The 23,915-nt window shown below is 39.4% G+C and carries 24 protein-coding genes and 1 pseudogene; 12 read left to right on the plus strand and 13 right to left on the minus strand.

Annotated features, from left to right (window positions below; all coding sequences use genetic code 11):
* Positions 1-132: 132 nt before the first annotated feature.
* The 3 genes and pseudogenes from MMOL_RS12325 to MMOL_RS07395 form a co-directional block, all read left to right on the plus strand.
* A pseudogene (locus tag MMOL_RS12325) lies at positions 133-282 on the plus strand (transposase); the annotation flags it as partial.
* A 176-nt stretch (positions 283-458) separates the two neighbouring features.
* Positions 459-644, plus strand: a complete 186-nt coding sequence (locus MMOL_RS07390; RefSeq protein ID WP_049764479.1) for a hypothetical protein — start codon at positions 459-461, stop codon at positions 642-644.
* A gap of 582 nt (positions 645-1,226) precedes the next feature.
* The gene (locus tag MMOL_RS07395; RefSeq protein WP_202943667.1) at positions 1,227-2,522 is read left to right on the plus strand and encodes an RES family NAD+ phosphorylase; all 1,296 of its coding nucleotides are present in this window, start codon (positions 1,227-1,229) and stop codon (positions 2,520-2,522) included.
* 94 nt (positions 2,523-2,616) lie between these two features.
* Here MMOL_RS07395 and MMOL_RS11920 read toward each other — a convergent pair whose 3' ends face one another.
* The 4 genes from MMOL_RS11920 to MMOL_RS07415 form a co-directional block, all read right to left on the minus strand.
* Positions 2,617-3,246: a hypothetical protein gene (locus tag MMOL_RS11920; RefSeq protein ID WP_015832398.1), complete on the minus strand. Its 630-nt coding sequence runs from the start codon at positions 3,244-3,246 to the stop codon at positions 2,617-2,619.
* A 63-nt stretch (positions 3,247-3,309) separates the two neighbouring features.
* Positions 3,310-3,723, minus strand: a complete 414-nt coding sequence (locus tag MMOL_RS07405; protein ID WP_148207853.1) for a ubiquitination-like system serine protease family protein — start codon at positions 3,721-3,723, stop codon at positions 3,310-3,312.
* On the minus strand, positions 3,720-4,889 hold the full coding sequence (locus tag MMOL_RS07410; RefSeq protein WP_015832400.1) for a ThiF family adenylyltransferase: 1,170 nt from the start codon (positions 4,887-4,889) through the stop codon (positions 3,720-3,722). Before MMOL_RS07410 ends, MMOL_RS07405 begins: the two co-directional genes overlap by 4 nt.
* The gene (locus tag MMOL_RS07415) at positions 4,864-5,136 is read right to left on the minus strand and encodes a multiubiquitin domain-containing protein (RefSeq protein ID WP_015832401.1); all 273 of its coding nucleotides are present in this window, start codon (positions 5,134-5,136) and stop codon (positions 4,864-4,866) included. The genes MMOL_RS07410 and MMOL_RS07415 overlap by 26 nt, the downstream gene beginning before the upstream one ends.
* Before the next feature lie 287 nt (positions 5,137-5,423).
* On the opposite strand from MMOL_RS07415, the gene MMOL_RS07420 reads away from it, so the two are divergent.
* Genes MMOL_RS07420 through MMOL_RS07430 form a run of 3 tightly spaced genes read left to right on the plus strand, consistent with a single transcriptional unit; the run spans position 5,424 to position 7,209 of the window.
* A complete protein-coding gene (locus MMOL_RS07420; protein ID WP_015832402.1) occupies positions 5,424-5,978 on the plus strand; it encodes a hypothetical protein in 555 nt (184 codons plus the stop codon).
* A 10-nt stretch (positions 5,979-5,988) separates the two neighbouring features.
* Entirely contained in the window at positions 5,989-6,384 is a 396-nt protein-coding gene (locus MMOL_RS07425) for a hypothetical protein (protein WP_015832403.1), read from the plus strand.
* Between the two features lie 6 nt (positions 6,385-6,390).
* Positions 6,391-7,209: an ImmA/IrrE family metallo-endopeptidase gene (locus MMOL_RS07430; RefSeq protein ID WP_015832404.1), complete on the plus strand. Its 819-nt coding sequence runs from the start codon at positions 6,391-6,393 to the stop codon at positions 7,207-7,209.
* A 26-nt stretch (positions 7,210-7,235) separates the two neighbouring features.
* Here the strand turns inward: MMOL_RS07430 and MMOL_RS07435 are convergent, their stop codons facing one another.
* From MMOL_RS07435 to MMOL_RS07455, 5 genes are all read right to left on the minus strand, one after another.
* Positions 7,236-7,583: a hypothetical protein gene (locus MMOL_RS07435; protein ID WP_015832405.1), complete on the minus strand. Its 348-nt coding sequence runs from the start codon at positions 7,581-7,583 to the stop codon at positions 7,236-7,238.
* Positions 7,583-8,893, minus strand: coding sequence for a hypothetical protein (locus tag MMOL_RS07440; protein ID WP_015832406.1), 1,311 nt, complete (start codon positions 8,891-8,893; stop codon positions 7,583-7,585). Before MMOL_RS07440 ends, MMOL_RS07435 begins: the two co-directional genes overlap by 1 nt.
* Positions 8,893-10,926 carry a hypothetical protein gene (locus MMOL_RS07445; RefSeq protein ID WP_015832407.1) on the minus strand — a complete coding sequence of 678 codons (2,034 nt, stop codon included), beginning with the start codon at positions 10,924-10,926 and terminating at the stop codon, positions 8,893-8,895. Before MMOL_RS07445 ends, MMOL_RS07440 begins: the two co-directional genes overlap by 1 nt.
* The gene (locus tag MMOL_RS07450; protein ID WP_015832408.1) at positions 10,923-11,894 is read right to left on the minus strand and encodes a PDDEXK family nuclease; all 972 of its coding nucleotides are present in this window, start codon (positions 11,892-11,894) and stop codon (positions 10,923-10,925) included. Before MMOL_RS07450 ends, MMOL_RS07445 begins: the two co-directional genes overlap by 4 nt.
* A gap of 198 nt (positions 11,895-12,092) precedes the next feature.
* Positions 12,093-12,332, minus strand: a complete 240-nt coding sequence (locus tag MMOL_RS07455) for a DNA-binding protein (protein WP_015832409.1) — start codon at positions 12,330-12,332, stop codon at positions 12,093-12,095.
* 93 nt (positions 12,333-12,425) lie between these two features.
* Between MMOL_RS07455 and MMOL_RS07460 the strand changes: the two genes are divergently transcribed.
* From MMOL_RS07460 to MMOL_RS07485, 6 genes are all read left to right on the plus strand, one after another.
* Entirely contained in the window at positions 12,426-12,890 is a 465-nt protein-coding gene (locus tag MMOL_RS07460) for a helix-turn-helix domain-containing protein (protein ID WP_015832410.1), read from the plus strand.
* The gene (locus tag MMOL_RS07465; protein ID WP_041928557.1) at positions 12,887-13,468 is read left to right on the plus strand and encodes a hypothetical protein; all 582 of its coding nucleotides are present in this window, start codon (positions 12,887-12,889) and stop codon (positions 13,466-13,468) included. The genes MMOL_RS07460 and MMOL_RS07465 overlap by 4 nt, the downstream gene beginning before the upstream one ends.
* Before the next feature lie 33 nt (positions 13,469-13,501).
* A complete protein-coding gene (locus MMOL_RS07470) occupies positions 13,502-14,986 on the plus strand; it encodes a TnsD family Tn7-like transposition protein (protein WP_015832412.1) in 1,485 nt (494 codons plus the stop codon).
* 167 nt (positions 14,987-15,153) lie between these two features.
* Entirely contained in the window at positions 15,154-15,525 is a 372-nt protein-coding gene (locus tag MMOL_RS07475; protein WP_015832413.1) for a helix-turn-helix domain-containing protein, read from the plus strand.
* Positions 15,522-16,853 (plus strand): TniQ family protein, encoded by a 1,332-nt coding sequence (locus MMOL_RS07480; protein ID WP_015832414.1) that lies wholly within the window; start codon positions 15,522-15,524, stop codon positions 16,851-16,853. Before MMOL_RS07475 ends, MMOL_RS07480 begins: the two co-directional genes overlap by 4 nt.
* 567 nt (positions 16,854-17,420) lie before the next feature.
* Positions 17,421-17,744, plus strand: coding sequence for a helix-turn-helix domain-containing protein (locus MMOL_RS07485; RefSeq protein ID WP_015832415.1), 324 nt, complete (start codon positions 17,421-17,423; stop codon positions 17,742-17,744).
* 94 nt (positions 17,745-17,838) lie between these two features.
* Here MMOL_RS07485 and MMOL_RS07490 read toward each other — a convergent pair whose 3' ends face one another.
* The 4 genes from MMOL_RS07490 to MMOL_RS07505 all read right to left on the minus strand — a co-directional run bounded on the left by MMOL_RS07490 (position 17,839) and on the right by MMOL_RS07505 (position 23,913).
* On the minus strand, positions 17,839-18,048 hold the full coding sequence (locus tag MMOL_RS07490) for a hypothetical protein (RefSeq protein WP_015832416.1): 210 nt from the start codon (positions 18,046-18,048) through the stop codon (positions 17,839-17,841).
* A 531-nt stretch (positions 18,049-18,579) separates the two neighbouring features.
* Positions 18,580-19,197 (minus strand): cation efflux transmembrane domain-containing protein, encoded by a 618-nt coding sequence (locus MMOL_RS07495; RefSeq protein ID WP_015832417.1) that lies wholly within the window; start codon positions 19,195-19,197, stop codon positions 18,580-18,582.
* 31 nt (positions 19,198-19,228) lie between these two features.
* On the minus strand, positions 19,229-22,357 hold the full coding sequence (locus MMOL_RS07500; protein WP_015832418.1) for an efflux RND transporter permease subunit: 3,129 nt from the start codon (positions 22,355-22,357) through the stop codon (positions 19,229-19,231).
* A gap of 11 nt (positions 22,358-22,368) precedes the next feature.
* The gene (locus MMOL_RS07505; RefSeq protein ID WP_015832419.1) at positions 22,369-23,913 is read right to left on the minus strand and encodes an efflux RND transporter periplasmic adaptor subunit; all 1,545 of its coding nucleotides are present in this window, start codon (positions 23,911-23,913) and stop codon (positions 22,369-22,371) included.
* Positions 23,914-23,915 lie beyond the last annotated feature (2 nt).

Raw genomic sequence — 23,915 nt, forward strand, 5'->3', positions numbered from 1 at the left:
AAAAATGTCGTAACAAGTAAAATGATTACTGTAAAAAAAGTGTAAAAATCGTTTTTACCAGTAAAGAGTAAATGGACTTCCCAGAATTCAGTAGCCATTCAATAATGTCGAAATTGAACTGAAGACTAGTCAATAAGAGACAAAAGATATACAGCTGAATTTAAAGCTGAAGCAGTCAAACAAATCACTGAGCGTGGTCATAGTGTCGTTGAAGTGTCAAATCGCCTAGGTGTTTCAGATAAAAGTCTTTACGCTTGGCTTAAGCTAAGCCAACCAGATGATCTACCAAATTCAAAAGATAAATAGCTACAACACATGAAAGCTGAGCTCAATCGCACCACCGAAGAGCCAGTCATTCGAAAAAAGGCCGCCGCGCACTTTGCCAAACTGTCCGATTAAAGTACGCATTTATTGATCAGCACTGTCATCTATTCCGCTTAATAAGTATGTGCCGCGTAATGAAAGTGCATCGCAGTGACTACTACGCTTGGAAGTTAAAACCATTATCTAACCGCGCAATTGAAGATACAGCACTGCTAGTTGAAATTAAACGGCCCTATGAGGAAAGCTGCGGCATTTACAGCAGCCCTCTAATTCACTGCAACTTAAGAGAGGTTGGTATTATCTGTAGCATCACCAAATAGGCTTCAGCAAGTGATTATCCACTCTGATTAAGCAGTCAGTTTGGTAGCGACGACTTTGTGATATGGTGTAAAGATAATCATCTAGAACCAAGCACGAGTCGTCGCGGCTGACCTTCTTAATTGCATATTTGCTTAAAGTAGTGAGCTAAAAAATAATAAATGTAAATCTAATGTTTGAGAGAAACTTAGAAATCTGTGAGAATAAACTTAAACATTTTCATCCACTTCGTTGCTACAAAATTTCATAAGAAGTATCAATCAAAACTATTTCAATAATATAGCGCTGTTCGGTTACTAGCTATAACTATCAATAAGTTACCAACCTTAATGTCACAAAAAAAAGGCCTTAATATAAAACCTTTCAATTTCATTTCCGACAAACTTTATTCCCAGCCGACAGACTTAATTAATTTATATCAATTATGGTGATAAGAACTAATAAAGTCTGTCGAGACATAGCAAGATAACTATATGAATTTTAATATATTGCATTATTAGCGAAATGCATTCAAAGTCTGTCTAATTCGTTTGTTTAATTCAACATATAACATCATGGTATTAAACCTGTAATCATTAACGCATTTGAAGAAAATAAAAATGATTTGCATACATTGTGTTTCTCCAGAACCGCTCAAGAAATTTTTTATTGGGCAAGCTATTCAAACTTGTAAATATTGTGGCGAAGACGCTATAGCGATTGAATCGAGTTTATTTTTTGATGGAATTCTTAAACTGATAGATGAAAACACCGCTACAGAAGATGATTTATCACCATACGAATATGGGATGCTTTATGAATGTGGTGCAGAAGATATTTCAATCGCAACCTTAGATGTGGTTCTTGCCGAATGGATAAGTCTCGACAATGAGCCTTACTTTAACGACCTTTATGAATATGCTCCTAGGAAATACAAAGTTAATCTTAGTAATATCGATCGCCATTACTTTGGCGATGATGGGATGCTAGAAAAGAATTTTTACGAAGAGAGATGGGAAAAATTCATTGACGACATCAGACACTCACATCGCTTTTTCAATCCAAACGCTAAAGAGTTTCTGGACTCAGTTTTTGCTTTTCTCTCTATCGATAATTTGTTGAAACCTGAATGCGTTCGGACTATTTTAAAAGGCACCCCACTTTATCGTGCTCGGTCTGCTTCTACCTATGAGGAAATCAAGAAGATTGCAGATGATCCAGCAAGTCAACTTGGACCAACACCGAAGGACAGAGCCAGTAACCAACGGATGACTCCCAATGGTATTTCGGCTTTGTACTGTGCTCTGGAGAGAGAGACTTGTTTGAGCGAGATCCGATCCATAACAGGTGACAACGTGGTAAGCGTCGCCATGACCCCTACTAATGAGCTCCGACTTCTAGATTTGACTAAGTTAGAGCTTGTTGAACCCCCTCAATTGACTCTCTTGGACAATGGCTATCGTAATGCATTACACCTTAAAACATTCATTAGTACCCTTGTAAAGAAAATGTCGAAACCCAAGGGTCGCAATGACGATTTGAGCTACCTATCCACACAAGTTGTCTTTGAATACCTTAGGCTCCGTTTTGGCGGTCAGGTAAACGGGTTGGTCTTTCCTTCGGTACAAACAGGAGAACAAGGTACTAACGTGGTCTTCTTCCCTGAAGTAAGCATTGTAAGTGCAAAGAACTTTCGGAATGAGTCCAAACATATAAGCGTTAAAACTGAAAAGCATGAAGAGGAGCCATTTGAAGACGGAGCCATGCTCTACTGTCTTCCGAACTCCCTACGATTCCATAAGGTTAAGGCCATCGAAACTAAAGCTCATGAATACACCCATATCGGTGAACTGTTCATAAGCGACCTGAATAGAAAACGACTGGGAATCTCTGAGCATTAGTATTGGAAAAATTTAAGCCTTTCAGACTTGTTTTAACCTTAACATTGTGTAAAACGAGTCCAAACTAATCTAATATTTGAAATCCTGTGATCTGTTATTTTAACTCCTGAAAATAAGCATCGAAATTCACTCTTCTTGATTTAGGTAATGCGGCACGTAATCGTCGGTACTGCCAGTATTCTAAATCTCCAACCTGATCAACAACTCTTCCACGTCTTGTATTGATACGGAAATCTGCTGAATTGAAAGTAAATCCATTTTGCTTGCAATATACGGAAATCATTAACAATTGCTTAGCGCTATATCCTAGTTTCCAGGTTGTGCGCCACGATATTTGTGCAAACTTATCGGGATGTTTTTTAGCGAGTTTGCTTAAAAGATCAAAAGCTCTCTCTTCTCTTGACTGATTTTCATATTCCGTTTGGCGACGGCGAAGTAGACTTGCTTTAGCCTCTTCACCAATTATCTCGCGACCATTCTCAAATAATGGGATGAACTTTGTGATGCAGGTAGAGCCGACCCAAAGAGTTTTGCGAGTAGTTAAGTTTTCAATTTCATATTGATAACGTAGCCCTTCATGCTCACATAGTTCGCATACCTCTTCGATGTTATGGCTATCTTCATAACCGCCTGTAGTTACCCATTCGCGTAATGCTTCTGCTAGATTGTTAGCTCTAGATAGATGCAAGATATTCGCTGTAGCTTTTTCTGCCCAATTTGTCATGTGGTTTCCCCAGTGGCCAACTGCCTAGCCAAAATCAAAACAATTTAATGAGTATATATTAAGTTATTTAAAAAAATTTCGGATCCATAGCCAAAGTTGCGGAATAATGTCCTTTGACGATTTATCAGTGGTCGAAGCATATATTTCTGCATCAGCACGATCCAACTTGCGTACATGTGCAATCTGCTTATCAGACATTTTTGCCGCCCATTTAATTTGTCCGTGCTTTATCCAGTAATGTGATTTACATGGAAAACTCCAATTACCAACGGAAGGAAAGAGAGAGACAGACTTGCCATGATCGGTTAAGGCCCACTTGGCAGCATTAAGTGGTGTAACAACTTTATGTCCACATCCACAGCAACATAGATGAGAAGCAGTTTTGTATTTTAGTGAGATGTAGAGAATTCCAGGCTGTAAATGTTCAGGAATATACTCTACATACTCATGCTTAACAGATTGCTGCTGCCCCATCATTCGTCCTCGTTAACCATTTCATTGGCCGCTATCGAATAGCTAATAAAGTGGGCATCTGATGAGTCCCGAAAAAAACCAAATACCTTTTTCCATCGTATCACCGCTAAACATGCATTCAAAGCATTCAGTTCAGCAATCTGAATGTTGGTTGAATATTCATCTTCAGGGGCATCACCTTCAGAAAAATTGATTTTGTTTAGAACCTTGTCATGAACTTCTTTTGTACCTGTCACAACCCTTATTATCCCAGATAGGCTGTCATTACTACGTACTACCCCCATGCCTACTTCGATAAAAGGTATACCAAGCTGTATCAACGTTGCTACGATGGCTTTTTTTGATGCTCCACGGTCTAAACAGAGAAAAACAAAATCAAGTCCATTAAGTTGATTGGATGTAGAGCTGTCTATGTATGTCTCATGGATCACCAACCCGTGTCGCATTTTTGCATAGACACTTTCTAAATACATTACTTTTGAGGGTTTAATCTTTAACTCATCGATTGATGCCGCTCCCGGAGTGCGGAATGCATTATGTTGGGAAAAAACATCTCCATCGAAAAGATGGATTTCCTTAACACAAGTTTTAGCTACTAGATCCAGAACATAAGACCCCGTGCCACCTAAACCAACAATTCCGATTCGCTGTCCGGCTAACTTTTCGTTGAAGTTACCAATATTGACCCGACTTGAAGCGGTATCTTGATATTTAAATACCGATTCATTTTCTTCCGTAGGGATTACTGGATACGTTTCAGCTGTAGCAGCTGCATCAATAACCTGTGCTTCACCTGTAATCCGACCAATATAGGTTGTCATTTTATGATGATAGTCACGATATTCTGCTTTCGCTGAAAAAGTGAAGTCAACCTTTAGACCGTTGCCTAAATCTTGAGGTGCACTAGGATTCTGTATCGTAGCAATTACTGCTCCTGTACTGTGGCATGGGTGTTCTCCAACCCAATAAGCAACGTGATCGCTAGGTCTGTTGGTAATGTCTCCATTCAATTCAAGCCTAGATACTAGTGTTCCTAGTTTTACCTCACGACTTGCGTTTACATAGGGAACATCTTTTATAAGAAGATAACCATGTTGAATATCAAGATCTAAACCTTGATTCCTGAGTTTTTGTAAGTCAGGGCTATGAGCGATTAGTTGATGTGACATCGAATTCCATCCCTTCTTTCACTTTAACTGATTGACCTTCTACTAAGGTGCCTTTTGGTTTATCTGAGTGTCCTTTTGTATATTGAATTGTGAATTGGACACCATCACCAGTAGGGGGCGTTTCATATGCCAATGCCACAATTTCCTCAAATGACATACGTTCTTTTTCTACTGATTTAGCAGCGCCATTGATAATAATTGTTACCACTTTTGCTTCTTTATTTTTTCCAGCATTTTCGATACTCATAATTTGTTGCTCCAATCTATTGTTGAGTCGGGTTTAAACAGACAGTGGATATTGCAGTATTAAAATTTAGTAAGTCATAACATCGTTAGATACTTGATATCATTAAGCTAATGATTCACTATCTGTATTAAGTTAGTTACAACTACTAAGCTTTTTTCTGCATTACCATGTCGTATATATAAAGACTGACAGCAACTACTTTGCGGACGAAAAAAATAAATTTATTTAAAACGTCCGCATGGAGTAACACAACAGTCTAATAGTTTGATAGGTTTGGGAGTCATGCAATGTCAGATGAAACATCACTAAGCAAATCTGAAGTTGAAGCGGCATTGACGCAGATGTCGCCTGCCGATTGGAAGCGTATAAAAATCAAAGCTCGAACCTATTCCAAAGCGCTTACATACTTAACGGCAGATGACATAATTCAAGAAGCATTGATCAACTTGCTATCTGGAGACCGTGTGTGGCCTAGAAGTGCAAGATCAGTAATTGTAGTTATTAATGCAATGCATAGTGAAGCTTCTAACTGCAGGGAACGAGAGCAGTCTGGAGCTATCGATCATCGAGTTGATATTTCTGTATTGTCGCAACAGTATGATGAAGATGCTGGAACTTTAGTAATGCCTATCAATGAAGTGACCCCAGAAAGAATCGTTGAGTCTCGTGGTGACATTGAAGCTATAGAAAGATTAGTCGAAAATGATGAAGAGTTACAAGATGTGGTGCTTGTATGGAGCTTAGGAATTCGCGGCAAAGATGCTGCCATAGAGTTAGGCTGGGAAATGAATAAGTACGAGGCTGCGAGAAAACGCCTTACACGCCTACTTGAGTCATTGTGAGGAGAACCAAATGACTGATACTACACATAAGCAAGATGAACTACGTAAATTTTTTAAGACTCAGCTTGACGAGTTGCTTGAAATGTCTGATGAGGAAATTCTTGAAGGTTCAGACCCTGAAGTACTAAAAATTGAAGGTATGGCAATGATTGCAGCTGCGAAAGCAAAGATTGGCGGGAGGCGAATGGCTGCAGCAAAAGCAGCAATGGCAAATAGAAAAGTCTCGACTTCACCAATAATTAGCGCAGTCAATATTGATGATGCTCGTGCTTATCTTCAGGCAGCAGCGAATGATTCTCGAATAACTATTGCTGCTAGATCATTAGGAGAAATGTCAGATGCGGATATTATCAGAATGTATACCCAACTTAATAAATTGCAGCAAGACATTAGCGGCTCTAAGTAATATCTTATGAACCCTGCTGTACGCGCTGAAAGTCTCATAAATGAATTATGTATTTCATCTGCAAATGAAATTGATGTAGAAGTTATTGCTTTCGATTCTGGGATTGAGATTTTATACGAGCGTCTCTATGGCTGCGAAGCTACACTGGTTGGTTTTGGTTCAAAAGCAATCGCAACGATTAGTCCATCTTCAAGCCGAGGCAGGGAGCGCTTTTCAATTGCGCATGAAATAGGACATTGGCTTATGCATAGAGGAAAATCTTTTCGTTGCAGAGTTGATGATATTGTCCAAAATTACGAAGCTAACATCCAACTGGAAAAAGAGGCGGACTTATTTGCATCTCATTTGTTGATGCCAACTTGCTTATTTCAACCAGCTATCAAAGCAGCAAACCGTCCAGGACTGAGAGACCTTCAAGAAATAGCCAATCAATTTGATGTCAGCCTTCAAGCCGTGTCCATACGATTGGCATTGCTGGATTCGCTTCCAGTAATTGTTGCCTGTTACAACAAGGCTGGACTCAAATGGTCATTAAAATCCCCTCATATTCCCAAGAGATGGTGGCTGTGTCAGAAGCTGGATGAGGATAGTTTCGCATACGACTTGCTTTACTCTGGCAAGCTCTGTCCACGGCTTGCGAAGCAGCCTGCAGAAACTTGGTTTGAAAATGATGACGCGGATCAATATGAAATACTTGAGCAGTGCATGGTTTCAACAAAAGATCATGTTCTTGTACTGCTATATTTAAACGACCCAGAAATGTTTAATGTTGGATTTGATCCTAATGTAGGGAAATCGCGTTTTAGCGTAAAAACCTCTTGGTAATTTCAATAACTTTAATAATTATTAATTCAATTTGCTTGTTGTTGTACTAATGTCTTTTTTTTAGTGAATTCGAAGGTTACATCCCGATGCGTAATAGGTAAATACTTAATTATCAATGCACGTTTAATTATTTGCAATTCTGAGTTTTTGGGATCCCCAGGCTCATCTATCAATTGGTAAATTCTACCGCTTTCTGTCTTACCTATTTTGTTTTGAGGATACCACTCAACTATCTTTGTAGATACTCCTCCACATCCATCAATACTTTCACAGAAATAATATGCATCTCCCTCGATGGTTTGAAGTTCTTGTATGACCATAGATTTGTAAACTAAATAACTAGGAGATACTACTCCAATACTCTTTATGGCCATTACAAACTATCACGAAACTTTTTGGCATTATTTATCAACTCTTGACTGTTAAGTTTATTGTTCTTACCTAGGGGAACAACATTATTTTTATTTTTCTTAAAAGTTGATTGAATTTCCTTCGCGGCTTTACGTTCAGGGCCAGTTAATGCTGATTTAAGCTCCATTTCTGCAACCAAGTCATTTCTATGCGCTCTAGCATCCTCAAAAAATTGAGTTGCTGCATCCTTGGGCATTGGCAACGAGCACCACAAATCAGCTCTGCCTTTGTGAGGATGATTGAGTATCATTTGATTGAGAATAATTTCAGAATCTTTGCGATAGCTTGAAAACTCATATGATTTGTAGGCACGCTCCAATGCTGACATATCAATCAACCCTTTTGATGGATAGACAATTCTAAATGCTTCGCAGATTAATCGCCTAGTTGCACGCTTTCTACCAGCAGTCATTATATAAATTCTTTTTGCGTCACTCTCTGCATCAAACTTGATTATTTCTGGCGCAACTTCCTTTTGGAATCCTAAAGTATTCATCCAGCACTCTGAATTGTAAGAGTCAGGACGTAGCACTATTGGGTTTGATAATAACCTCTCAACTTCTTCAACTGGCCTGCGTTGTAACTTATTAAGTAGACTAAAATTTGCACAAAACATCCATGGCACACCTACGTAACATAAAGATAATAACATTTGAGAAATAATCGTATTAGCCGTGCTTGAACTAGTAGCAAACTGGAACTCATCAGCGATAATAAACGGAATGGAGTCCCTGTATGATTGAAATCTAGCTACGTAATTAAGATTTTTTGCGTCACTATTCGTTAAAGCTTTCATCAAATCATTAACACTTTTCCTAGGGCCGATCGTAATTAACTTGGGAGTTGCCATTACAAATGGTGAGTGATATTGATTTAACTCTATATATTGTTCGCAACCCATAACCCGTAAAAACGCTTTTAATAAACTAGTTTTTCCAATTCCAGCCAGCCCCGTTAAACAAATAGGTAGCTCAAATTGCTTAAGCGGCACATCTTCGTCATATATACCCATTAAAAAATTTTCGATATCACTATAAGTAAGCCGATAATGGGCATCTGCTGCCCCAATCAATCTTGCAAGTATGTCAACACATTGATTAGTAGGATAAAACGTTTGATCTAAAAGAGACTCTAGTTTTGCGCATGCCAACTCAATAGGTAATGAATAAAGATCCTCTAAGGGAGAGACTCTTACTGTAGCCAGTTCTTTTATTCGCTCTTTATTCAATAAGTCAGCAAATCGATGAGCCCATGGATTGATTTTATTCTGCATCAGGCTACCCTAGACCTTCTTAAGTTAGTTGAGGCTGAATGGATAACTTCGTTGGTTTCTTGTCGAGATTTATCATTCTTAACGGGACGACCTTTCTTGCGACTACCACCTTCATAATCCTTGCCTACATCCTCTTCAAACCTTACCTGAGCATCAACATGAACAGCATGAGCATGCAAACGAAAAGCAGACTGGACAATCTTTCTATTTTGATTCCAATCATTCAACTCGTCGATTGAAGTGAAAAGTGTCTCTGAATCGCCCCTTATCCTGAGCATTGCCGGCACTTCAATTAACCTACCGCTAACATCAACCCAAATGTAGCGTGTACACATATCCATCATATATCCGCTAACTTTTGTAACACCTGGCATATCAAATAAACCTGACTCTCTGAGTGATTCAGAAAAATATAATCTCCCTAAAAGGTAAATACCATCCTCTTTAACCGTAAACTCAACAGGACTTAAAAACGCCCTAACAGCATCGTCAAATGAGATTGGTTGTGCATCGTTACGATAAAGTTGATCGTAATGCTTCCATAATCCATTGGGGGATGGGGTTACATCTATCATTTCTGAATCAGGGTCAATCCTATCCTCCATGTTTGCACTTTCATTGAAAGTAATCAGTCTTCTAATTTCTCTTCGTGCAAGTTGAACAGGTGTTAAACCGCTTTCAACATAAGTAGGCTGGCCTTCGATTGAAATATCTCTAGGGTGACTAGATTCAACAGTTGCTTTAGATTGCCCAGAATAAGATGGTGACATATCTTTGATTGGAATAATCTTTTCTAAGCGCTCAATTAGATCTTTAGATGAACCAGGTCCTCTATCTACAGTAAAATGAGGAGGTAATCCTTCACTCATCCATTCATTCTCCTTGAGACTAATTCCAAAATATCGACAAAATGCATGTTTTGGAATTGCCATCGAGAACAACATCATTCTGTATGCTGTTAACCTTTCCTCTCCAAATGAAAAACCAATGCCAAGCTTGCTCCCAGAAAGCAGGTCTCGACCTACTACCACACATAAAGGGGGCAAAGTTGAGCCCTCAACATAACCTCGGGGAAAGTCAGATGTATAGTATCCATCAACTTCAACGCGCTCGTACAAATTTGAAATTTCTTCTGAGAATCGGCCTTTTGAATTCGAAAGCTTAGTTCTAACACGCACTTCCCCATAAATTTTTATTTGAATCTGCTCTTGGCTGTAAGCTTTTTTCACCTGATATCTGAACTGATCGTATGTGGGGAAAGCGCTTTCATTTTTACTAATCAGAATTTTCATTCCTTTTTTCTGAATACTTAAATGACAATTAAAATACTTAACCATTGCCCCCCTATAGATCGACACCATAGATTTACCTAACACAGCTAAATTATCAAAACTATCAACGCAGCGCTTAGCAAGATCAGTGGACATACCATAGCCATAATTTCGCCCCTGAGACTTTGATGGGGCTCCAAATTTAGTATCTGGATGTTTTAAGCGGTTCCAATTCCCACTATTATGAAAAGGAGGTAATAGTGACCATATATTTCTTCCAAAAATTAGATATGTCAAAAACCATAATGTGTATCTGGAAATGTTTTGTGAAGTTTCACACCGTTGAGCATACCTACTGATTTCTTCTTGTGGAGACTTCGCTTTTAATATTTCAGCACTATTAGTTACAGCCTCTGTAATAATCTTAAATCGTTCTGTCACTCGAGTTGAATGACTAACTTTAGGCTTACCCGTTCTGTAGTCATCAATTCTGGAAAGATCATATCCTTCAAACTTCTCTAACCATGGTGGCAATGTGTTTTGTGTTTCACACATTAAAATTGAATTCTGTTTTACTCCAGCTTCAAAGGTTTGCTGATTAACCGACACCAAACTTGCTTTTATAGCCTTCTTTTCTGCATATTCAAAAAATACCAATAAAACACGTCTACTGTTTGAATCACTGTTTAAAAAATAATACTCAATTTCTTTACATATTGACTTCCACCCTTCTGGAGCATGTATCTTAGCGCCTATCTTCATGACGCCTCCTTGAACCAGTCGGCATAAACTTCTAAAACATCACGTGCTTCTGGATTAAGAGGTTTATTGATTAAAATCGGTGAAAATAAATCTACTCTGAGCTCTCGATTCCAGATCAGTTGATAAAAAATAGTGCGGCACTGATAAACAGAATATTTTCTTCTTGTAGAAAAATTTTCAATAACACTGTTTGGGGCGATGCCAATTTCCATAGCAGTTTTATAGGCACTTGCAATTTCATTATGCTGTTCAACATTGAGATTAACTTCACTAGCATGATGAAGAAAAAGCTGCCTTAAGTTCGCAACTACATTTGAGTCAATAAATTCATCCGAGATATGAGTCGTGCGAATATCACAGTCTGAGTAATAAACCTGCTCAATTTGATGCCTAACTAGCAAATCCTGATGAAATTGATTGCCAGCATTTCCTTTACTTTTACTTTGAGACTCTAAAAACTGTTCACGCTTGCCCTTTATGGACCAATTGATGCAAAAAACATCACCAACATCATTTTTAACAGCCCATAGCAAGTCACCGAAAAGTGGGAAAACCATTGTTAATACATCATTTTTTACTTTAACCTTAATTCTTGTAAGAAAATCCTCACAATTAAGACGCTCTGCAACACTAATCAACCCAGAAAAAGAGCACAAAGTCGATCTGTCTACACCCACAAAAGTATGTAGTGGATGTAAATCAGGTTCAGGGTTTAACATGCGTTGTTCCTGAAGCCCAATAATTTTTGGGTTATATAAACCTAATAACGCAGCATTACGCTCTGGCTTAGATAAAAGATGTATATGACGGTTGCTGATTTTTTTTGAGGTTAGAATCGTTGGCCATGATTTTGACGGAGCCTCTTCCCTCGTCGCTAAAATTGATGGAATATAGGATTCATCCCATCGAGCATTTATTTGACGCTTATAAATTGTTCTAAGACGCGCCGCAGATATTTTTTTAGACATGCACACCTCCGTAAATAGGGGGTGTAGCAAGCACTAATTGTGCAAGCAACATAGTATCTCCCTATGAAAATGAAAAAAGCCATGACTTGACTTTTTCTGCTGTTCACGAGATACTAAATTTGCGAATAAGTAGTATTCTGCGAAAGCAGGTAAAAGCCGAATCTTTTCTAATGTGAATTACTAAGGGTTCGGTTTTTTTTACGTCTGTTTCTCCTCTTTCAAATCAGTTAACTTCTTCGATAACTGTTCTACATCCATTTTAAATCCTGATTTAAGCCCTAATGCAACGGCAATTTGATGACTTTGTCCACGCATGCATTTTCTTTTACCATCAAGCACTTGGTAAACCAATGTTGCAGAAAAATTATTAACGCGTGCCCATTCAGAAATTGAGATACCAGACGCATCAAATAGAAATTTAGCTTCAGATGCGTTCATGCCACTCCTCCTTCACTCAAATAAGTATTCAAATGAATACTAACATACAACATATATTGAAAACAATCACACAATGTGTATACTAATGATTACATGATTACACAAAACATTACATGCCCTGGTATTCCAGACGGCTTTGGTGAGCGTCTGAAAGAAGAAAGAAAACGTCTCAATCTAAGCCAAGTTGAGATGGCCGAACGCGGAGGCTGCCAACGCCTCGCCCAATTGCAATATGAAAACGAATCTAGAGCACCAACGATTCGATATTTAAACTCCATAGCGTTAGCAGGTGTTGACCTTGGGTATCTGGTTTTGGGTGTACGCTTTAATCAAGTCAGTTTGTCTGATGAACAAGAGCAAGTGATTGAAGCCAAGGTTTTTGAATGGATTGAGAAATGTGCAAACACGATGGGAGATGGCAGATTGGCGCCAGACACTTACAAAATGCTATTTTATTTATTCAAAAGCTTTTTAACTCAAATGCATGCAGGAGATTTACAAGCCGACTTTGATCCAACCTCATTGCTAAAAAACGCAATTAAGGTAATCGCTGGATGAGTAACGATGATGAGTCATTGAAGGATATCGATCATATTCTCACGGCTCTGCAAGGAGTGGTAAATATGACGATGAACTCCAACAAATCATTGGATGAGATAGACATAAGTTTCACTCAAAAACTTCAAGACATACCTCAAAATAAACAGCTTAAATTTACAATTAGATCAGAGCATTCTGCCCTGATTTTTAAACTTTTTCCTGCTCAATCAAAAAGTGCAATCGCACGAAGAATTCAACAAACATGTAATTTCACAGATAAGCAGATGCGGCTACTATCGCAGATAAAATATATAAGTTTTGATAGTAAATCTCGGCCATTCATTAACAAGAAAAAAGGCGAAATAATCCCCCAAAATAAGGCCATTTTTTTCTTATTGATTATTTGCATTCTATCTATATTAATTTTATATAACATCATTTTCCTACCCATATATTTACCGGCACTAATGCTTTACTCATTAGGATTAGGCCTCGCAGTAGGTGGAGTTGTTGGTCTGATTCTAGATCGATCATTTAGAATGTTCCCGGTTATTCATAAACTTGAAGCACTTAAACCATGGCTTGCTGAAGCTTGAGCATAAGTCCCATCCAATAAAACTCTATAGCTAATGAATAGCTTACTGCCTTGCCGAGACTTACAGCTACCGGCAATCATTCCTGACGAAACCCTTTACAGCTGGTGTGCTAGATTTAATAAAGTCAGCCTAATATTAAATTCAAAAACCACCTCTAACATTCTGTTTGGCAATTCAAATGCAGCTAGAAGACATGACATCCAATATCAATATATTAATTTTGAAAAGAATACACAATCGCTACTAGGAAAAGCGGAGCTTCTTCTTAATCAGCATTCAATGTTTGGTTTTTACAAGAAGTTTTTGCCAGTGAAGTTAAGTGAAATCATCTCAAACTCCCTATTGCACGGCGACAATCCAAATGCTCGAACCAAAATGGGACTGAATAAATATCCTACTGAGCTATCAATGGTATTAAAGCATTGTCCCGAGTGTTTCTTAGAGCAATCTAGGACCGATAGTTTTAACTGGTGGAAAACAAGTCACCAATTTCCAACTTCCTTCTTTTGCTCCTCACATGGAACTCCTCTAGAACTATTCAAACCGCCCCATTATCGTGGCATATGCAATCACCTACATCTTCCAAACGACCGGCTTTTAAACACAAACAAATTGGTAATCTGTACAGAAAAATTATTTCTAAGCGGATTAAACAAAATTAGTAAATGGGGATACCTGATCAACGACATTAACAACAACCTTGCCGATGACACTCTCAGGTGGTGTTATCTACAAAAAGCAATGAACAAGGGGTGGCTTTCTTTTGATGGTAGTGCGAGAACACAAGAAATTAGAGATGCATTTATTAAATACTACGGCCAAGCGGTTGTTAACTTTTTTGGAAGAGAGTTTTTAGGAGACTTGCATGATGTCAATAGCGGCTTTATCGCACATCTACTCAGAATGGCACCCAGTAGACGACACCCATTAAAACATATATTGATGATCAACTTTTTATTTGATTGCTCTGACGATTTTTTATCAACATACCATGAAGTAAAGCGAGATCTAGAGGAAGGAGGATCTGCAGTATGTACAGAAAAACTTAAGTGCAATCAGAAAATACTGATTGATATGGTTTCTAAACAGGGCTTTTCACTTAATAAAGTTGCTAGCTCATTAGATACATCAGTAACATCCGCTGCAAAATTCTTAGATAAAGAATCAATTATAAGAATAAAGAAGCCACGGATTGTCGGCACAGACCAAGAAATAAGGCTAGTTCAACTTCTTAAAGAAGGACTTTCTCGCAAAGATATCTGTCAGAATTTAGGGATTAAAGCTTCATTCATCAAAGATTACTTGGGATGCCATACAACTTTAAAAAAAGAATGGTGTGACGCATATTTTAAAAAACAGCAACTATCACATCGCAATCAGTTAATTAACACGCTCAACAGACATCCGGATTTACCAATTAAACTTATTAGACGATTGCCAAGTAATGGTTTTCAATGGCTTTATATAAACGATAGAACATGGCTATTAACTACTCTGCCAAGCTTATGGAAGCGATAGTTATTAATAAAAGCTAAGTGTTCAAAACTAACCATTTTCAGTTAACACTTGATTAAGCATGGCTTAATGACTGTAGCACCACTACAGATACCTCACTTAATAATCCTCAATCAAAATTTCCCTGATTTTAATATTGCAATTTTCCTAATAAAATGCATAATTTATGCATGGAATATGCAAATATTAAAACAACCTCAATCTCAATTGCACAAAAAGCAAAGCAATTAAATATCACTCAAGAAGTGATATCTAAAGCAATAGGAGCTAGCCAATCACAGGTTAGCAGAGTATTTTCTGGAAGATCAAAACGCACCTCCAGAGTATTTGTAGCAATATGCAATTATGTAAATAAATATCAATCTGGCGTAACTACTGAAATGGTCAGTAGAAATCACGAACTTCTAGAAGCTATTGCAAGCGTGTGGGATGGCAGCGAAAGGCAATCAAATGCGCTCGCATCGGTCATTAGAACGTTGGGGTTAGTAATGAATAACAATGAGCAACCAGTGATTGAAACGAAAGCTGTCAAAAATAAATGATGTATATACCTAAAATCTTGCCTGATGAATGGATAAATGGATATTACGAACATATAAAATTCTTAAACGAACATTGGTATCAAGAAAATATTATTGATGCATTGCAAAAAGAGCTAAAACTAGATAAATCAAAAAATATAATCGAAACAATAGCTGCATTAATTGATCAACCAATCGAGAATATCGTTTGGAAGCATACTCTCATACCAGCTATACGCGCTATAACAGACAGCAACCCGTCTACACGTCATGGCAACTATCATTTAGATGCCTTAGGAACAAGAAAGATGGTGAAGCACGCTAGATTTTGCGAAAACTGCATTCAAGAAGACATTAAAACCTGGCGATATCCTTATCTTAGGAGGTCACATCAACTTACTGGCATTGAGTGGTGCTTAAAACACCAAGGTAAGTTGCAAGAGTTTGAAACAACCAAGATTCCTGATCCAAAATCTTTAAGACAAATAACTAACTTTTCCACAACAAAAAGTCTGTTATCTAACCAACATCCTATTATTAGAAGATATGTCGATATTTTTGATGGTCTCACAACCAACAACTCACCCATTTCTGCAGAACATGCCTCTTGGGTTCTATCCGAACAAGCAATAAAACTTGGCCTAAATCGATCTCCAAAAAAAACTGGTAGAAACCTCAGTGATATTGCTATAGAAGAAATTTCTGGTGAGTGGTTGTTTGATAATTTCCCTGTACTTAAAAATAAACAACCACAGCAATTTATCCCATCTATTGATGGCGTGACGATATTTAGATTTCAGAATCATAGTGTGCACCACTTTATACTAGGCGCAGCAATATTATTCAGTGATGCAGATGAAGCGTTAAATAAATTAATTCACTCACAGCAGGACAGCAAAAAATCTCTCAGGAAGTTAATAAAAAGACCTGAAAGCTTCTGGCGCAGTGACGAGCTACGTGACTTATATATCAAGCACAGTGGCAGCTGCCGCGACTTAACAACAGAAATTGGTGGAAGTTACGACCAAAATCGCGTCAATTTGCTCAAGTATGAACTACCTCCACTCAGTATATTGTCGAACGACACTATAGTTGCAATAGGAGATTTTTATGATGGCGCGCCCTTATTGGAAGTACTACAAAAACCCAATATAAATAATAAGCAACTTGAATACATTGTAAGAAACGCAGGTAATACTTTTAGGGATATTTTCAATCAAATCAAACCAGCTTTACTTAAAAATAATGTATTAAAAGTAAATAAAATAACCTCAAAGAATGCACGTGGCACTGACACAAAGCAGGACTTATCTATCAAAGAGCCTGCCCAAGAAGTTATGATGCAATAAAATATAAAAATAGCTGCTAATAGAGCCATAGATAAGCCCCATTAACAACTAAGGCTTCACAGAGTTGACCAGAATTTTGGCAAAAAATTAACAATATTAGGCTCGCTCCAATAAATTATAGATGCCCAAACGTTGCTATCCGCTATGGGGATTTTTCCATCAATAAGTTAAATTTTTCCAACTTAACTCAAAAGCTCTAAATCATATAAATTTATGCTTTCACAACTCACAAAAAACCATTTTATGACTCTGTAAATTGCAGTCTATAAGCCGAATTCAATTGGGAATCTGGCTAACAGGTATAAGTTTATGTTTTTACAATATGCAGAAATTGGGTTACTCCTACACCAGCTGCCAAGGACCAGCTTATCTAGGCAGTCCTACCAGATCCTAAAGGCAGGTGCGTATTCCTATTAAATCAACCATTAGCTCTTGTTCAAAACCGACACCCTACTCAGGTTTATATAAAAGAATGTCGATTTTCCGCAAAACTGTAGATTATTAAAAATACTCATGTACCTATAAAAAGTGTATTATTCCACTTAAATTACTTTTTATAGGTACATCATGGCTAAGCGAATACCCCAAACTACTCCAATTAGCATCGATGCTTTAGACACTATTAGCTATTGGGGGAAGGTGATATCTGCTCAGCGAAAACTAAGAGGTATCTCTATGCGAGACTTTGCATATAGAGCATGCATCAGTTTAAATACATTACAAAGAATTGAACGTGGCGAACATTCAGTGCTTGCTAGTAACTACCTCAACGCTTTGGCTGTACTACATGTCATGGATAGAATATTTAAAAGTCCAGATGAATCGTTGCTAAAAACTAAGGAGGAGATATTACGTAATCTTATTCCTAAGGATGACGAAGAGTATTTCTAAGTGGTTCTTCAAGTTTTTGTGTCAATGAAACTGGGGTGGAGAAACTTTTTAAGCGGGACATTTTTATCCTCGAAGATGCCAGAGCCTCTGTCAATTACTCAACGGATGCCGCGCCGAGGCTCGTGGTTTCTACAATTTCCTTGAGCTCAATAATACAGTCATGCCCTATCAACCTCGTCGTACCATCCATTCTTTCTATGCGATATGACAGGGGCGTCTTTTTGATGCATTTCACACTGCGCTCATATTCAATTTCATAGCGCCCTGCTGTGAATGCAACGTTGTATATTTTTCCAATTTGCACTTTCTCGTTCCTTTATAGAACTTCATACAGAAGCATTACTTAATTGTAATTCACGAGCTCTGAGGAATGTAGGGTGGCAAGCAGTCTTTGATAAATTCTGAGGCTACCTGCTTCCAAGGCGGGGCTATGCGATTAGCTTTTGTTATAGGGGCAGTACAGGCAAACATACGGTTACCGAAAAGCAGAAGGCCTCTTTTCAGAGGCCTTCTGTTTGGTACGTTGTGAGGAACCATTGGTACGTAGCTGTCTTTTGACGACCTCACGGTGCTACGTTTCTCACACAAAACTAATTCAGCCTTGTGCTGTTTGACCGGTTCTGTGTCTCAAGGGCAACAGGCGGGTTAACACTTGAATTTATTGTACTGCGTTGCACTACACTGTAATAAATTTTCAATTGCGTATTACAGTAAAAAGAAACACTAATAGTTATTTACCCCCACTTGTTCTTAGTGTAAAGCCGTCCTGGAGCTTATAAAAAAAACTCAATTCTAATGACTCAATTCGGCCCAAAGCAGACGTTCGTAATACAAATCATGTTGCCTTCAACTCTAAGCAAGCATTTTTAGTAACTTGAAAAGCAGCTGATACTCCAAGGCTTGCCATAATGACTGCAACCAATAAGTCTGGCCAAGCGCTTCCAGTTCCAAAAACACCTAAAGCTGCTAACATTACAGCTATGTTTCCAATTGCATCGTTACGGCTACACAACCATACAGATTGCATGTTGGCATCACCGTCACGGTATGCATACAGTAGGACTGCAACACTAACATTAGCAATTAGAGCGAGCGTACCTATGACTCCCATCGTATAGGGCTCTGGCACCTTGCCGTGCATCAAGGACCACACTGCACCAATTAACACAAATAAGCCGAACACCCCCATTGTTAGCCCTTTTAAAAGCGCCGCACGCGCACGCCACAGCAAGCTCATGGACAGTACTGCTAAAGAAATGCCATAGTTCATAGCATCGCCGAAGAAGTCAATTGCATCAGCCATTAATGATACTGAGTTGGCATTGAGGCCGCTCAGCACTTCGACGATAAACATAGCAAAATTAATGATCAGTGCCACCCAGAGTATCTTGCGATATCTGGGTGTTATCAATTGATTACTAGTACATCCGCTATCACAACAATCCTTGGCCATAATTGGGTCTCCGTTAAATTATAGAGTTGTATCAATGGTCTTTATTTCTATACAAAAGCTCATATAATAAAGGCAATACAAGTAAAGTCAGTAACGTAGCTGACAATATCCCACCGATTACGACTGTAGCCAAAGGGCGTTGGACTTCAGCGCCGGTGCCGGTAGCAATCGCCATCGGAATAAACCCCAATGATGCTACTAATGCGGTCATCAAAATAGGCCGTAATCGCGTTAGAGCACCTTCTTGAATCGCCTCCAATAATGGTTTTCCTTCGTCACGAAGCGCCGTGATAAAACTGATCAGCACTAAACCATTCAATACCGCCACGCCTGATAAAGCAATAAACCCAACACCTGCCGATATGGAGAGTGGTATACCCCTTAGCCACAAGGCCAATACCCCGCCAGTGAGTGCAAACGGAATACCTGTAAACACAATGAGCCCATCGCGAAAGTTTCCAAACATGGAGTACAACAATATTGAAACCAGCAATAACGCTAGAGGGATAACTACTTCTAATCGCGCTGTGGCTGATTGCAGCTGTTCAAAAGTACCGCCCCAAGTTAGCCAATATCCAGAAGGTATTTTGACTTCCTGTTCGATACGTTGCTGTGCTTCAGCCACATAAGAACCTATATCGCGATCTCGTACATTAGCTGTGACAACAACACGACGTTTTCCATTTTCTCGACTGAACTGGTTTGGACCTGGTGCTAAATCAAGTGTTGCAACTTCCCCTAACTGCAAATAGCTAGCTTTGGCATTCTCGCTACTAACCGGCAGTCGTATGGGTATCTGCTTGAAAGCAACCATATCTACCCTGAGATTTTCTGGGAGTCGTACGACAATATTAAAGCGACGGTCGCCTTGGAATATGGCTCCAGCTTGTTTGCCGTTCATGGCAATCGATATTGCTTCCTGCACTTCTGTGATGTTGATGCCGAGGCGTGCAATCTTTTCACGATCAATATTAACGGTGAGGATAGGCAAACCAGTCGTTTGCTCTACCTTCACATCTTCACCACCAGGAATTTTGCTTAAAGTTGCTGCTATTTTTTCGGCGGTACGATTCAAGGTATCCATATCATCACCAAAGATCTTAACGCCTACATCACTACGAACACCTGAAATCAATTCATTAAAACGCATCTGAATGGGTTGGGTGATTTCATAGTTATTACCTGGAACCGCTTCTACTGCATGCTTTATTTTAGCAATCAATTCATTTTTGCTTAAATTAGGATCAGGCCATTCTGACTTCGGTTTAAGCATGATGTAATTGTCTGCCATATTCGGCGGCATAGGATCACTAGCAATCTCAGCGGTACCTAACTTGGAAAATATCCTTTCCACTTGTGGAAACTGCATCACAGTATGCTCAATCTCACGTTGCATTGATAATGACTGAGATAAGCTGGTTCCAGGAATCCGAATAGGCTGTATCAAGATGTCGCCCTCATTGAGATTGGGCATAAATTCACTACCCATACGACTCACCATTAATCCACTCAAAATAACTGATACCAGCGTAACGGTAAGCACCAAAGCTTTATTGCCTATAGACCAATGGAAAATCGGCTCATAGGCACGCTTAGCCCATGCAATGAATACATTCTCCTTTTCCGTCACAGCACCAGTGATGAATAGCGCAATTGCCGCTGGAATAAAAGTGACTGAAAGCAACATTGCACCTAATAGCGCAATGACTACAGTAAAGGCCATAGGATGGAACATCTTGCCTTCAACCCCAGCTAAGGCAAATATCGGTAAGTAAACAACCATAATAATGATCTGCCCATATATCAAAGGTCGTCTAGCTTCCCTTGCAGCAGCGAATACTTCTTGAAAGCGTTCTTCACGATTCAAGGTGCGACCTAAAATCGTTTGCGAATGTGCAAGCCTACGCATGCAGTTTTCAACAATCACAACAGCACCGTCAATAATGATGCCAAAGTCTAAAGCACCTAGGCTCATTAGATTGGCACTGACTTTACCCGTGACCATGCCTGTAAAGGTAAATAGCATTGCTAATGGAATAATGAGCATTGTTATTACGGCAGCACGAAAGTTGCCCAAAAACAGAAATAGCACAGCCACAACCAAAAGCGCACCTTCTGAAAGGTTCTTTTTAACCGTATTGATTGCTTTGTCGATTAGGATAGTACGGTCATAGACTGTTTTAGCTACAACCCCAGTGGGTAGCGTCTTGTTGATCTCTGAAATTCTTTTATCGACTGCAGCAGAAACTGTACGGCTATTTTCACCAACCAACATGAAGACGGTACCTATCACAACTTCTTCGCCATTCTCGCTGGCAGCGCCACTTCGCAATTCTTTGCCAAGCTGAACATCAGCAACATCTTTAATACGTATGGGGATTCCTAGCTTAGTAGAAACCACCACGTTATTGATATCGCTCATAGAGGATAATTGACCTGGCACCCTAATCAGGTATTGCTCCCCTGACTTTTCGATATAACCCGCACCCATATTGGCATTGTTATTTTCCAGTGCTTCTACGACATCTTTTAAAGCTAAGCCATGCGCTACTAAACGATCAGGATAGGGCGACACTTGATATTGCTTGGCATATCCGCCAATAGTATTGATCTCGTTAACACCAGGCACATTGCGTAATTGCGGCTTGATGATCCAGTCTTGAATCTCACGTAAATCGGTCGGGCTATAAGGTGTGCCACCAGCCTTCAATGCTCCTTCTTTTGCTTCTACCGTCCACATGTAGATTTCCCCTAGGCCAGTAGAGGTCGGTCCCATCTCAGGAAGAATACCTGCAGGCAGTTTTTCCTTGGCCTGACTAATCCGCTCATTGACCAACTGCCTAGCAAAATAGATATCAGTATGTTCCTTGAACACTACCGTTACTTGAGATAAACCGTAACGTGAAATGGAGCGTGTCTCCTCTAGACCAGGCAAGCCTGACATCGCAGTTTCGACTGGATAAGTAATACGCTGCTCGGCTTCCAAAGGTGAATAACCTGCAGCTACTGTATTGATCTGCACTTGAACATTAGTAATATCAGGTACAGCATCAATAGGTAATTTCTGGTAACTGAACACCCCTAAGGCAGCAATAGCTAAAGCTATCAGCATGATGAGCCAGCGTTGATTTACAGAAAAGCGGATGAGTTTATCAAACATAGCAAGGTTCCTTAATCGTCATGGGTCGCGCTGGCTTTGCCAAGTTCGGCCTTAACCAGATAGCTATTTTGGGCGGCGTATTTTTCACCAGCATTCAACCCACTCAGAACCTCAACGTATTTGTCATCACCACGACCCAGTGTCAGTGGACGAACCTCAAATAAATCCCCATATCGACCAAATACGACTTTGCCTTCATCCATGCTTTGCAAGCCTTCAACCGATACTGCCAGCGGAACTTCAACTTCGTCCGCCTGTAATTCAATGTTCACTGGGAGGCCTGGCAACCATACTTTGTCAGCATTTTTTAGTACAACTCGTGCCATTGCAGTACGAGATTGTTCTCCTACTAATGCGCCCACATAAGCTACTGTGCCTGTAGTCTGAGCTTCAAAAGCGGTCGCTCTAACCGTCACTTTTTGACCAACTTTTACAGCATTCACATCCTTGGCATAAATGGTCATTTCAGCCCATAACGTCGATAGGTCGGCCACGACAAAGATACTTTCATCGCCGTTCAATACTTGCCCTGCTGAGATTTGTTTATCAGTGATCACACCATCAATGGGCGATTTGATTTCATAACGGGTTAGATTATTACTAGCACCTAGACCTGCCCCTATAGATTGCAGCTTTTGCTTTGCTCTTTGCAGACTGATCTCAGCTTCTTGCAAATCCTGTTTTTCTTGCAGATAATCCTGTTCCGCTGAGATTTTCTCTTCCCAAAGTTTTTTCTCACGCTCATAGGTCACTCTTGCAAGATCTAGCCGCTTTTGCGCAGCCATAAGGTCGCTACGTTGATCAGCGATACCTTGGCTTGAAACCACTACCAGCAACTGACCCTTATGCACTTTATCGCCAGCATTAGCTGATACAGACTCAACAATGCCATTCAGACGAGGTACGACCCTTACACTCTTGTCTGCATTCAGTTTGATTTCGCCCATTAAGTTTAGGGTCGTTTTGATGCGTGCAGGACCTGCGGTGAGTATTTCCACACCATTTAGGGTGAGCTGACGATCTGTCATGGTCACTCTGCCTTCAACCTGCTCGTAAGCAAATTGATAGTGTTTGCCGTTATGCTCGGAATCAATACTGACTTTGAATGAATGCGGTTCCTCGACAGCACTGTTACTTTTGAGATAATCCGCTTCTTTTACAAAACTGAGCTTTTCCGGATGACGGCCTAATCTATTTACAGTAAACGTCACATTCGATGTGGCAGGATCAAGTAGCTTGCCATCTTCATAGGTATAGACTCTGAACTCTGGTGTAGATTTTTGATTGCTAATGACAACTTCTAGACCATAGCTGTTCTGTGTAAATATTTTGCCAGCATGTGGGCCTTTAGGTAGTTCTTTTGCTTGCTCTTCATGTTGGTGACCATCCAGCTCTTCGTGAGTGGTCGATTGTTCTGAACTTTCTTCCTCACCGGATTTTGGCTTATTTGATTGCAAAATCAAGTTTCCCAAGATGATGCCAATTAGGATAACGATAATAATTAATAATGACTGCTTGCTTGAAAGTGTAGATTTTATTTTTGAGTGTATTGTCATGT

The sequence above is a fragment of the Methylotenera mobilis JLW8 genome (assembly GCF_000023705.1).
GTDB classification, from domain to species: domain Bacteria; phylum Pseudomonadota; class Gammaproteobacteria; order Burkholderiales; family Methylophilaceae; genus Methylotenera; species Methylotenera mobilis.